Annotated in this window: 8 protein-coding genes; 5 read left to right on the top strand and 3 right to left on the bottom strand. The window is 50.5% G+C overall.

Going from position 1 to position 13,631, the window contains the following annotated elements; all coding sequences use genetic code 11:
- Positions 1-167 precede the first annotated feature (167 nt).
- Positions 168-3,797: a glycosyl hydrolase 2 galactose-binding domain-containing protein gene (locus HMPREF1536_RS06110; RefSeq protein ID WP_028727694.1), complete on the bottom strand. Its 3,630-nt coding sequence runs from the start codon at positions 3,795-3,797 to the stop codon at positions 168-170.
- 259 nt (positions 3,798-4,056) lie between these two features.
- Positions 4,057-6,684, bottom strand: a complete 2,628-nt coding sequence (gene alaS / locus HMPREF1536_RS06115; protein WP_028727693.1) for an alanine--tRNA ligase — start codon at positions 6,682-6,684, stop codon at positions 4,057-4,059.
- A 96-nt stretch (positions 6,685-6,780) separates the two neighbouring features.
- Between alaS and HMPREF1536_RS06120 the strand changes: the two genes are divergently transcribed.
- From HMPREF1536_RS06120 to HMPREF1536_RS06135, 4 genes are all read left to right on the top strand, one after another.
- On the top strand, positions 6,781-7,764 hold the full coding sequence (locus HMPREF1536_RS06120; RefSeq protein WP_028727692.1) for a M23 family metallopeptidase: 984 nt from the start codon (positions 6,781-6,783) through the stop codon (positions 7,762-7,764).
- A gap of 14 nt (positions 7,765-7,778) precedes the next feature.
- Positions 7,779-8,156: a MerR family transcriptional regulator gene (locus HMPREF1536_RS06125; protein ID WP_028727691.1), complete on the top strand. Its 378-nt coding sequence runs from the start codon at positions 7,779-7,781 to the stop codon at positions 8,154-8,156.
- 65 nt (positions 8,157-8,221) lie between these two features.
- Positions 8,222-8,623 (top strand): DUF3127 domain-containing protein, encoded by a 402-nt coding sequence (locus HMPREF1536_RS06130; RefSeq protein WP_028727690.1) that lies wholly within the window; start codon positions 8,222-8,224, stop codon positions 8,621-8,623.
- On the top strand, positions 8,623-9,570 hold the full coding sequence (locus HMPREF1536_RS06135; RefSeq protein ID WP_028727689.1) for a calcium/sodium antiporter: 948 nt from the start codon (positions 8,623-8,625) through the stop codon (positions 9,568-9,570). Before HMPREF1536_RS06130 ends, HMPREF1536_RS06135 begins: the two co-directional genes overlap by 1 nt.
- 31 nt (positions 9,571-9,601) lie before the next feature.
- Here HMPREF1536_RS06135 and HMPREF1536_RS06140 read toward each other — a convergent pair whose 3' ends face one another.
- The gene (locus HMPREF1536_RS06140) at positions 9,602-10,774 is read right to left on the bottom strand and encodes a hypothetical protein (RefSeq protein WP_233426398.1); all 1,173 of its coding nucleotides are present in this window, start codon (positions 10,772-10,774) and stop codon (positions 9,602-9,604) included.
- 219 nt (positions 10,775-10,993) lie between these two features.
- On the opposite strand from HMPREF1536_RS06140, the gene HMPREF1536_RS06145 reads away from it, so the two are divergent.
- Positions 10,994-13,555 (top strand): hypothetical protein, encoded by a 2,562-nt coding sequence (locus HMPREF1536_RS06145; protein WP_052349825.1) that lies wholly within the window; start codon positions 10,994-10,996, stop codon positions 13,553-13,555.
- The last annotated feature ends 76 nt before the right edge of the window (positions 13,556-13,631 follow it).

Consider the following 13,631-nt stretch of genomic DNA (forward strand, 5'->3'; position numbering starts at 1 on the left):
GATAACGATTATTTGTTTTCAGCATATTTAAACCCTTATTTTTTATTACCTGACGGGATTTTCCCAGATAGTCGTACTTCATAACAGAAAAAGGTGAACGGCTATGGTAGCCGCTCACCTTTTTCATATGAGTTATTCACCTGCTATAACAACAGGTTTACTTTGTTTTACTCTACATTATATCCTGAAACCACTACCCTCGGTGTATTTCCTCTGGTATCTTCGTCTTTCCAATGGAAACGAACCTCTTTCTTTTCGCCGGGGAGAAGGGCGAAGTAGTTGTCGGAGTAGAACATCGGCAGGAACTGCAATCCGTCCGTACCACCCACTACATTGAGGCGAACCATCAGGGCCGGAGTAGACGTTGGGTTCTCAATCACAGCCGTTGCAGTCCAGTTGCCGTCTGTTTCCTTGTTGATCGTGACATCCGACTTCAGAGCCACTTTCGGAAGGTTACGCAGCTCCTGATAGTTGTTTTCTTCCAGGCTTCTGTGATAGAAGTTTTCAGAAACAACCTCACCGTTCTCCGTCAATACCATCTTGATGAAATGAACCTTCGACAGGTTTTCCGGAAATTCCAGCTTGATGCACTTGTTAGTCGTATCTTCATTGCTGTCGATAGCCACTTCCTTTTCCCAGGCCACGGAAGCATCCATATTCATCACCTGCGCTTTTGCAGTCAAGCCCTTACGGTTGCCACCGCTGTAATTCACCACTTCCACCTCGTCGGTTACCGGGTTCCACTGGATATGCAGCGGTTCGGACGCCTTCTTGATAGCGAAGTAAGCAGCCGTCGGCTCGAAATAATAATCGTACGTCTGCCATACCATAGAAGGCCAGCAAGAATGACTCATCCACATCAGCAAGCCTTTACGGTTCTGGCTGCGGGATTCGAATAAACTACGGTGACCATCATAATTCACCCACTGCGCCAGTTCGGAGAACTCTTTGGCACTGCGCGGCTCGCCATATCCTTTTGCAATGATCTCGTTGAAAGAAGTAGCCCCCTGAGCCCCTTCGCGGGTATAATCGTGCATCCCCCACTGGTTGCCCTGCGGCCAGAGTCCTTCCGGCGAGAAGGTACGGAGCATACTTTCGTAAGTCAGCACATTCGGCATACCGCGTTCACTATGGAACTTATCGTTACCGGTCTTCAGCGTGAAATATTCCTTTGCCGGAAGCATACGGTACGGGCCATGTCCGCTCACTACGTCGTCCGCCGAGCTGGATATATAATGAATACCGGAATGCTCGTCTTTCACGATCCGGCGAAGCTCCTTGTCGATCTGTTCGGGCGGGAAACCTTCGTTACGTCCGCAATAGATACCGATAGATGCATGGCTGCGGATACGTCTCACGTAATCTTCCGCATTGGCGATAAACATTTCGGGATAGTAAGGATCGGGGCCGTCGGACGGATTAGCCAGCCAGAAGTCCTGCCAAACCATAATACCATGACGGTCGCAGGCTTCGTAGAGTTCCTCATCGCCAATCATACCTACCCAGTTACGGATGATCGTAAAGTTCATATCAGCATGATAAGCCACGGCGATATCATATTCGCGGGCACGATAATTCAGGTTAGACTCGCTGAAACCCCAGTTACCGCCACGACCGATAAAACGGCGTCCGTTAACGAACAGGCTCAGGATCTGGTTATCTTCATTGAAGGTCATCTGACGGATACCCACTTTAAAGTCTTTGGCATCCGACACCTTATCGTCTATCTTGAAAGTAAAGTTGGCATCATACAGGTTAGGTTCGCCATACCCTTTAGGCCACCACAGACGCGGGTTCTGCACATTCAGCTGCGGGAAGTCCTTAGCGTCGAAAACAACCGCTTTCTCCTCACCTGCCGCCAGTTCCACCGGCTGCTGGAAAGTGATATCACCGATCTTACCTTCGAGGGTACCTTTTACCGCATTCGCGTCATGGTTCTTCACGATCACTTCCGCCGTCAGTTTAGCCGAAGTCGTATCGGGCAACGGCAACACGGTCTGTACCAGCGGATCGGCCACCGTTACTTTACCGGTAGTCGTCAGGAACACATCATTCCAGATACCTATATTACGTCCGCGCATCGTCGGGATCCAGTCCCAGCCGATCGTGGCATGGAAAGTCGGGTTATCAGCCCCCAGGATACCCCCGTTGAAGTCCGTGCTCTGTACATTCTTCTCTTTGATGGCACCGATATGCTGATTCTTGATGATCTCCACGGCAACCACATTCTTACCCGGCACGATCAAGTCCGTCACATCGAACTTACCACGGATAAAGGCACCTTCGATACGACCTGCCTGCTTACCGTTCACATATACATTCGCTTTCCAGTTGATACCGTCGAAATTCAGGAACACACGATCCTGGGTAAAGCCGGACGGCACTTCGAACTCGTCGCGATACCAGAAATCGGAATTGAAGAACGACTCGGAGATCTGCAACTGGTTATCCGCATAATTCGGATCGGCAATAGCACCGATATTCTTGTAACTGCTCAATACGGTACCCGGAACGGTAGCCATGATCCAGTTCTCCGGCTTGAAGTCCGGGGTAGAAATCTGTTCGCCTGTGGCATTCACTTCCGAAGCCCGCTGAAGCCGCCAGTTTCCTCCCGACAAATAAATCTCACCATCCGAAACAGCAGGTGCAGCGGCACATTGAGGAACCAGTCCCCCTTTACCCATCACCTCCAGTTCGCTCAGGATATAACGGCTGTCGTTAGCCGGCTCCTGCATCAGGATACGCACGTAGCGGGCTTTCTTGCCACCCCCCAGCGTAATTTCATCCGTCAGGCCGTCACCGCCCGGCAGGTCGGCAACATCCGTCCACTGCGTGGCATCGTCAGACACCTGCACCTTACCTTTTACGGCTTTGTTGATCCAGTGAAGGATCACTTTATCGAATTCAGACCGGCTTCCCAGATCCACATACAGCCATTCTTCACCCGTAGTGGCACTCATCCAGGCACTCGTAAAGAATTGCGACGGTTTCATTTCCACCAGTCCGTCTTTATTATAGAAGTTGACATCCGTAAATACCCAGCTGTGGGCACCGGTCATTTTCAACAATACGCGGTAATTGGAGAAAGCCTCTTCCGTATTGAAAGTGATCGTTTCGTCCAGTTTGCGAACCGGCATGGAGATCTGTTCGGTCTGCTTGTTCGGGTCGGTCACGGGAACACGGCGGCGCATCGCTTCGCCCGGCATTCCGTTACCGCTCAGCTTGCCTATTTCCGTCCAGTTCTGTCCGTCGTTCGAACCCTGGCAAACGATCTCGAAACCGCCTTTTGCCAACTGGTCGTTATAAATAAGATTACCTATCAGATGTACTTTCCCGACAGATTTACTATACTCATTCAAAGTGAACTGAAACCAGGTATCCTCCCCTTCGATCGTATTCCTCGAATAAGGCCCCTCGTCGATCATCCATTCGCGTTCGCGTCGGGGAGCATCTCCGGCAGGAGTTGAAAGGTTCAGATACTGCGGTTGCTTATCCGTCACGATACCGTCGGTAGCCAACTGCGCCGTCAGGTTATAATCGTGGCTGGACGAATTGAAAGCGGAACGCAACAAAGCTATATTCCGATAATTCGCCTGATCCGGAACCAGGGAAGGAGAGAAATCCTCCTTCGGACTACCGGGATACTGCCCGATACCACGGGTATAATAATCCGATCGTTCGAATGATTTGTCCGTTGCACCTGCTCCGCTACATCCCCAGAGAAACAATGAGGCTACCATTGCGCCACAAAGAGTAAGGGTACGGGAAACTGCTTGCTGTTCATTACATTTTCTCATTTGATGAAAGTCTACTTGATTTGTATTTTTTGCATGATTATTCCTTTCTAAAAGAAAGCCAGGCAAATATACAGCAAAAACTCCAATTTTTTTACCTCTATGTTATTAAGTTAAGTGAATAGAGGACGTTTAGAAAATAATAAGTTACTAAATAGTCTCTAAACAAAGTAAAGCCTGTAGTATAGAGAATACCGAAAAAAAGGGTGATTCCCTTTAGAAAGGAACCACCCCGAGTCGGATATTTTCTATATATATCTTCTTACTGTAAGTCAGCCGCTGCAAGGATCTGGTCGACAGCCTGGATCAAGCCATCCGGATTCTTACCACCGGCAGTTGCGAAGTGAGCCTGGCCACCGCCACCGCCCTGGATCAGCTTGGCTGCGTCTTTAACCAACTTACTGGCATCCATACCGTCGGCAACCAACGGTTCGCTCAACATCACCATAAGAGCACATTTGGCACCGTCTTTTATTCCGGCAACGAAGAACACTTTCTCATCCGTACAGCTTTCACCCTTGATCTGGAATGCCAGGTCTTTGATGGCATCCACACTGGCTTCACCCCGGAAGACAACCACTTTAACACCGTGGCGTACCACCGCCTTAGCGATCAGGTCTTTCTTCATCGACGCCACTTTTTCCTTGATATAATCGCCTACCTGCTTTTTCAATTCGGCATTCTCCTCTATGGATTTGCGGATGGTCTGAGCCAGGTTCGGCACATTATTGAACATGGCACGCAGTTCGCGGAAAGAGTCCTGCAAATGGTAGGTATATTCTTCAGCACTTTCGGCCGTCACCGCTTCGATACGGCGCACACCGGCAGCAATAGAGCTTTCGGCCACCACGCGCAGCGAACCGATCATACCGGTTGCCGGGATATGCGTACCACCGCACAGCTCGATGGAAGAACCGTATTTAACCACGCGTACTTCATCGCCATACTTTTCACCAAACAGCGCCATAGCACCCAGGGCCTGTGCCTGAGCGATCGGCATATTACGATGTTCTTCCAGCGGGAAGTTGGCACGGATCTTTTCGCTTACCAGCTTTTCTACCTGGCGGATCTCCTCGTCGGTCACTTTCTGGAAGTGTGAGAAGTCGAAGCGAAGGGCTTCCGGAGAAACGAAAGAACCTTTCTGCTCAACGTGTGTTCCCAATACTTCACGCAACGCTTCGTGCAGCAAGTGGGTAGCCGAGTGGTTGCATTCGCACTGGATACGTTTCTTTTCGTTGATCTTGGCTGTGAAAGTAGCCGTTACGTCTTTCGGCAAACGGGCCACGAAATGAACCGGCAGGTTGTTTTCGCGCTTTGTATCTATCACATCCAGTTTTTCATCGTCGGCGATCAACCATCCGGTATCACCAACCTGTCCACCCATTTCTGCGTAGAACGGAGTCTGGTCGAGCACGACCTGGAAGAGTTCTTTATTCTTCTGTTTGATCTTACGGTAACGCAGGATTTCGGCTTCGCACTCGAAAAGGTCGTAACCTACGAATTTGGCTTCGCCCTCTTTCAGGACTACCCAGTCGCCTGTTTCGATAGCGGCGGCGTTGCGGGCACGTTCCTTCTGTTTCTGCATTTCAGCGTTGAACTCCTCGATATTCACTTCCATGCCGTTTTCACGCAGGATCAGTTCGGTCAAGTCCAACGGGAATCCGTATGTATCATATAAGGTAAAGGCATCCACCCCGCTGATAACGGTTTTGCCTGCTCCTTTTGTTTCTTCAATCTTCTTATCCAGCAAACGGATACCTGTTTCCAGCGTGCGCAGGAAAGACTCTTCTTCTTCCTTGATCACCTTTTCGATCAATGTCTTCTGGGCAACCAGTTCGGGATAAGCATCCCCCATCGTTTCGATCAGCACGGGAAGCAAGCCGTACATGAATGCTTCGCGGCGTCCGAGGAAGGTATACCCGTAACGAACGGCACGGCGCAGGATACGGCGGATCACATAACCGGCTTTGGCATTCGACGGCAGCTGGCCGTCTGTGATAGAGAATGCAATCGTACGGATATGGTCGGCAATCACACGCATGGCGATGTCCTGCTGTTTGTTTTCGCCGTATTTGGTTCCGGTAGTGGAAGCGATCACCTGGATGATCGGCTGGAATACGTCGGTATCGTAGTTGGAAGTCTTACCCTGCAAGGACATGCAAAGACGTTCGAAACCCATACCGGTATCGATCACCTTGGCGGGCAGCGGTTCGAGCGAGCCGTCAGCCTTCCGGTTGAACTGCATGAACACCAGGTTCCAGATCTCGATCACCTGCGGATGGTCTTTGTTCACCATTTCGGCACCGCTTGTAGCAGCGCGTTCTTCGTCGGGGCGAAGGTCGATATGGATTTCCGAACAAGGGCCGCAAGGGCCTGTATCGCCCATTTCCCAGAAGTTATCATGTTTGTTACCGTTGATGATATGGTCTTTCGGCAGGAACTGTTCCCAGTAACCGGCCGCTTCGTCGTCACGCGACAAACCTTCGGCGGGGCTTCCTTCGAATACGGTAGCGTATAAACGTTTCGGATCGAGTTTCAGCACATCCACCAGGTATTCCCATGCCCAATTGATGGCTTCTTTCTTGAAATAATCACCGAACGACCAGTTACCCAACATTTCGAACATGGTGTGGTGGTAGGTATCATGCCCTACTTCTTCCAGGTCGTTATGCTTGCCGCTTACACGGAGACATTTCTGTGAGTCCGCGACACGTGAATATTTAATAGGTACATTTCCCAGGATAATGTCTTTAAACTGGTTCATACCCGCATTGGTAAACATCAATGTAGGGTCTCCCTTCACTACCATCGGAGCAGACGGCACTATCTGGTGCTGCTTGGAAGCGAAGAACTCTTTAAACGATTCACGGATTTCTTTTGCTGTCAACATAATCTACTATATAGTTCTCGTTAATATTCTGAAAAACAATTTGCAAAAGTACAGCAAATTATTATTTTTGCACGTATCCAAGCTATAAAATATTCAATGAAACTGTTTAAAACAAGAAAAACATATTACTTATATAACCCAAGCACACTCAATTACGAGCGTGTTTACCCTTCCGCCAAAGATCGTTTCTTTATTGTGCTTCGTCATTTGAGTATCGGAGCGGCAATAGGGATCGGTGCATTTTTCATTCTGATGTACACGATAGACTCGCCGGTAGAATCCTTGATGAAGAAGGAAAACAAGCTGTTGCAGACTCAGTATGAAGTACTTTCGCTCCGCCTGAGCAATGCGCTCGAAGTGTTGGACGATATCCAGCAAAGGGACGAGAACCTGTACCGCGCCATTTTCCAGGCAGAGTCTATCCCCGAGTCGGTACGTAAATCGGGCTTCGGAGGAACCAACCGCTACGAGCACCTCCTGAACCTGCCTAACCCGGAGCTGGTCGTTTCGACCACCCAAAAGATGGATATGCTTGCCAAGCAACTTTATATACAAAGCAACTCATTGGAGGAACTGATCAAACTGGGTAAGAACCAGGAAGAACGGAGCCGTTGCATCCCGGCTATCCAGCCTATTTCCAATAAAGACCTGCGGCGTACGGCATCCGGCTACGGGGTACGTATCGACCCGATCTACCGAACTCCCCGCTTCCACTCCGGCATGGACTTCTCCGCCAAGGTTGGAACGGAGATCTATGCGACCGGCGATGGCGTAGTGACCTTTGCCGCCTGGAAACAGGGATACGGAAACTGCCTGATGATCGATCACGGTTACGGATTCCAGACTTTATACGGCCACATGAGCAAATTCAAGAAGCGTGTAGGACAGAAAGTGACACGCGGCGAAGTAGTTGGCGAAGTGGGTAATACAGGTAAATCTACCGGGCCTCACCTGCATTACGAAGTGATCGTCCGGGGTAAACACGACAATCCGTCCAGATACTATTATATGGATCTCACACCTGAAGAATACGACCGTATGATCCAGATTGCAGAGAACCACGGACAGGTAATGGATTAAGCTTCTTTAAGACGATGGCATTAAATAAAGATAAAAACCTGAAGTTATATTTCTCCATCAGCGAGGTGGCGCAGATGTTCGACGTCAATGAATCGACCTTGCGCTTCTGGGAGAAGGAATTCGATATTATCCGCCCGCGCAAAACGGCCAAAGGTACCCGTTTCTACAAGCAGGAAGATATCGACGCCGTGCGCCTGATCTTCCATCTGGTGAAGGAACGGGGCATGACGCTGGCCGGCGCCCGCCAGAAACTAAAAGACAACAGGGAGACTACTATCCGGCAGGAAGAGATCGTGAACAAGCTGAAACAAATCAAGGAAGAACTGCTTTCCATGAAAGCGGCTTTCGATGCGCTCGACCCTTCCGAATTACCCCAGGAAGACAAAATCTAAGTCAAACAATTAGCAGGTTACGCGAGAAAAACGTATCTTCGCCGACAATTTAAGAAAACATAAATATGGAAATTACGGGAAAGATTATTGCCGTACTACCTGAACAGGGCGGCACAAGTAAAAGCGGAAACGAGTGGAAAAAACAGGAGTACGTATTAGAGATGAACGATCAATCACAATATCCTAAAAAAGTATGCTTCCAGATCTTCGGTGCCGACCGCATCGCACAGGCAGCTATTCAACCCGGAGAAACTTTGACCGTATCGATCGATATAGACAGCCGCGAATATCAGGGACGTTGGTTCACTAACATCAGTGCCTGGAAGGTAGAACGCCCGATGGCCGGCGCACCGGTATCTGCACCGGGAGCCATGACTCCGGATAATTTTGCACCGGCATCTGCCCCGACAGCACCCGCCGCTCCCGATTTCGGCCCGGCTAACCCGATCGACGATCTGCCATTCTAATGGATATCGTTGCCCTGATCGGCGGACTACTCCTCATCCTGGTCGGCGCTAATGCACTGACCGATGGGGCTGCTTCGGTAGCCAAACGCTTTAACATCTCCAGCCTTGTTATCGGATTAACGATCGTCGCTTTCGGTACATCCGCCCCGGAACTGACCGTCAGCATTGTATCGGCACTGAAAGGTAGTGCGGATATGGCTATCGGGAATGTTGTCGGAAGTAATATATTCAATACCCTTATGATCGTAGGCTGTACGGCGGCCATTGTCCCTATCGGGATGAACAAAGGGACGCTCAGCAAAGAGATTCCGTTGTGCATCCTCGCTTCGGTCGTGCTGTTCATCTGCGGAAACGATGTGCTGATAAACGGCGCTGCACAAAACACCATCAGCAGCAGCGACGGTATGCTGTTGCTATGTTTCTTCGCGATCTTCCTCGGTTACACGTTTGCCATTGCCCGCGACGGGAACAGCGAAGGCGAAGCAGAGATAAAGCTGATGCCTGTCTGGAAATCGAGCCTGTTCATTCTGGGTGGACTGGTCGGACTGATCTATGGCGGACAGTTCTTCGTGAACGGCGCCTCGGGCATCGCACGCAGCCTGGGTGTCAGCGAGTCGATCATCGGCCTGACGCTGGTAGCCGGTGGTACTTCCCTGCCGGAGCTGGCCACCTCGGTAGTCGCCGCACTGAAGAAGAACCCGGAGATGGCGATAGGGAATGTGATCGGTTCCAACCTCTTCAACATATTCTTCGTACTGGGATGCAGCGCAACGATCAGCCCGCTGAACATGCAAGGAATCACGAACATCGACCTCGGTGTCCTGATCGGTTCCTGTGTGCTACTGTACCTGTTCGGCCTGTTTATCAGGAAACGGACGATCACCCGTATCGAAGGAATCGTCATGGTGCTTTGCTATATCGCCTATACGGCCTACCTGATTGCGTAAGGTGTAATACCGATCGCCTGCCGGCAACTACTTAAAAATAATATCCCAGGCTGATATTGAACCGTGCATGCCAGGAGTTACTGCCCGTCCCTGCCCCGAAAGCATTCCAGTCGGGGCCGAGCCAGGGCTGATGCAATCCTTGTGCATAATCGATGTAGGCCAGAACCGGCCCGGCAGTGACCAGACAGCCGGTGACATTCTGGAAACTGTCGTTAAACTGCTTATCCCGTTTCTGCATCCACCCGAAATCGTTATAGAACTTAATACTATCGACGATCCCTTTCTTAAAAGGTATCGTATAACCGGCACTGACAGAATAGATATTCGCTTTTGCCGCCATTTCATAAGGCGCATTAAAGGCCGTCATGGTCACAATATTCCGGTCTTCACCCGGAGCATTCTTCGGATGCATGGCGAAGGTGGATATCTGCGTCATCAGGCTCAGACCCTGCCAGTAAAGTTCGTGATGCAGGGCAAAGGCATAATGTGTGCCATTCTTCTCGGTGTCGAGGTTATAGAGCATTCCGAATTCGGCGGAAGCACCCAGTTTCTGTTTGACTTCATTCCCCCATTTATAGAAAACCTGGCCATTGAACTGGTTCACTTCTTTGTTGCGGCCGGCCACATCATAGCTGTAACGGTCGCCTGCCGTTTCCGTATCGGAGCCGAACAGTTCTTCTTCCGAGTTCTTGAAAAAGGCCAGGGAGTAATCCCATTTATCTCCGGTGTACATATATTTCACGCCCATATCCGAATCGTCTTCAAGGCCTAAGTAATAAGCGATCTGAAAGAAATAATTATGTGCCCCGTAAGGCTGTATGCCGAAAGGTACGCGGGTCAGCCCCACCTGTATCTGCTGCTTCTCGTTAAACTGATAACCGATCCACCCGGATTTAAGCATGGCACCTCCCGAGGCCTTGGCGTAAAAGCGGAAATCCACATCCAGCAGGATCTTTTTGTAGGAACCTTCCACCCCCAGCTTAAACAGGTCATATCCCAGGTCGCCCCAACGCTTCCGGGAACCTTCTTTCCAATCGGAATAGTTATAGTTAAAACGCAGGAAACCATTAAACTTCAGGCGGGGTATCTCCTTTTTGACAGCTACGGGCGCAGCATCTGCCCCGGAAGTTTCTCCATGTGCGGCGATTAACGAAAGGAACAGGCAAGCCAATAATACTAATGTCGTTTGTTTCATGTCTATCATTAAGTTTGGGAATTAATATCCGTTGTTGCATTTCACCCTTTTTTATATAACTTATCAATCCACAAAAAGTTTACCGGAAAGGAGCAAAATCAGCCAAAGACTGCAAATTATAGCCTGCACGAATAAATATACCGGAAAACCACAAACCTTTCCGAATCCCGTTTTGTTATTATTAAATAATCGGAATAACATTGTTTAATCATTTTATCTGTGCGTACCATGGGGAGAAACACTTTCTGCAAAAAACTGACGGATGCAGTATTGACATGCGTTATGGCGGCTACTGCCCTTTTCATTATCAACTATTATCTGAATATATGGAATATCTCCACCGCAGTAGCTGCAACTCCTGCCAGGGGAAGCGTACCGGATAAAGCCTTGCTGTCCCCCTCTACCCCCGGCGAGCCATTCCCGGCGGAGAACCAATACTGCCTGACCTGCCACCAGGGGATCGAACCCACCCGTCCACTCCAATCGGGCATGATGGAAGGTATCATGAAGCAAGGCGCAGCCTTAGGCGATCCGAACGGTTGCGTAGTCTGCCACGGTGGTAATCCGAACGAAACGGTGAATAAGGTGAAAGCCCATTCCGGAAAGCCTGCGGGGAGCAAATTATCCGGATTCACTCCTGTCCCCGGCGCCTTACAGGTAAATGAGAATACCTGCGGCCAGTGCCACGGCGACCATACATACAATGTGCACCTCTCCAATATGAATACCGATGCCGGCAAAATGAAAGCCATCCTCTGGAGCTGGGGGATCGGCACAGAGAACCACGACCACATCTATGCCGACCATCACACCAAAGATATGGACGGCCCGACACCTCGCTTCGGCTCCGAGACCTATAAAGCTTATATGCAGGAAATGGCAAAGAATTATCCGGGACAGTTCCCCGACGAACTGAAACAGGTGCCGGAAATAACCCTGAGCAAACTGGATAGTATGCCCGAACAGGCTGCCTATACTTATCTGAGGAATTGCAACGCCTGCCACCTGAGCAACAAGGGTATGCAGGACAGGGGACATTTTCGTGGCATGGGCTGTGCCGCCTGCCATACCCTCTACGGTAATGAAGGATATTACGAAGGAAAAGACCCGTCGATCAGCAAGACAGAAAAAGGACACCTGATGGTTCACGCTATGCAGGGTTCCAGAAAATCGGCCATTACGGTAAACGGTAAACAATTCTCCGGCATCCAGGTATCTACCTGTGCCGCCTGCCACTCGGCCGGACGACGGATCGGACATGCCTACCAGGGATTGATGGCGCTCGACCACAGCGACAACCGGGGGCCGTTCGACGAGCAGGGACTGCCGCAGGAAACCAACGGGGGATACGTCTTCAAATATATCCGCAACGATGCGCATCATAAAATAGACAAGGACGGCAAAACCGTTACCGGATTGCTATGCCAGGACTGCCATACCACCAACTCCATGCATGGAAACGGGAATATCGGGACAACCACACTCGCTACCGTCGAAATAGAATGTGCCGACTGCCACGGTACCCCCGACAAATATCCCTGGGAGTTGCCGATCGGTTACGGCGACGAATTCGGGAAAACACTCGACATGGACAAGGCACGGGGTCTGGCGGACAAGCCGATGGATGTTACCCTCCGGTTTGCTACCGTTTATCCGAAAGAGGATGGTTACCTGATGTCCGCCCGCGGGAACGCACTGGGGAATGTGGTAAAGAAGGATAACAAAGTTATCGTCCATTCCGAAACCGGGCTCGACTTTGAAGTCCTCGTACTCAAACAGATGGCCGAAGACGGGAGCTGGTCGGATCCGGTAAAAGCGAAGACTGCAATGGTAGCCGTTAAATCGCACATGGATAAGCTGGAATGTTATGCCTGCCACTCTACCTGGGCGGCACAGTATTACGGATACAAATACGTGATTGATTACAGTAAAAACTCGATCGACTGGCTTGGTTCCGCCGAGAAAGTAAATCCGGACGGTACATCCGCCGACCGGAACGGCGGTTATGTAATGCAACCCGGTGCCCCTACTTATGGCGATTACAGTCATATGCGCTGGGAAAATCCGCCGCTGGGCGTAAATGGCGAAGGACGTGTAACGCCGTTGGTAGGCGTTATACAAACCGTCGGTACAGTGATCGGCCCCGATGGGAAAACGATCGTCTGGAACCGTGTGGCAAAAACGGCCGAAGGATATGACGCTATGGAACTGGCTCCCTTAAATCCGCATACCACCTCCAGGGCTTCGCGCGATTGTTCCGACTGCCACGGCAGCCAGGTGGCTATGGGATACGGTATGGACGGCGGCGTATACGACTCCGAACCGCAAACCACTCGCTATGCCGATGTCGTAACAGCCGACCGGGAAAACGTCAGCCGCTTTACCAAAGCTCAGATCAGTGCTATCAAAGACCTGCACGGTGACTTTATGCAACTGCTGGATGCGGAAGGCAAACAGGTACAGACCATCGACACCCACTGGCCTACCTCCATGCCGCTGACCGTTGCCCAACGCGACCGTCTCGCCCGTGCCGGAACCTGCATGGCCTGCCACCAGGATATCCCCGACGGTTCCATCCCGATGGAGATGCTGGGAAAGGTAGCCAAAGTAGCCAACCTGAGCTTCGCACCGGCCGACGACCACGCCCACCTGCTCCGGGAGAACAATATCCTGATCGCCTGGATAAAGATGATCGCTATCTTTGCAGGCATACTGGCTATCCCGGTTATCGGTATCTGCTATGCAAAAAGGAAAGCGATACAGGCTTGGATACATAAGGTTACAGCATAGCAACCGGATCATGTTCCTCGGCAGCATTCAATATACGTCGGCGGCTCATTCTTTTACGGCTTTTGCGGTTACTAAT

Origin of the sequence: Parabacteroides gordonii MS-1 = DSM 23371 (genome assembly GCF_000969825.1) — a bacterium.
Lineage (GTDB): Bacteria > Bacteroidota > Bacteroidia > Bacteroidales > Tannerellaceae > Parabacteroides > Parabacteroides gordonii.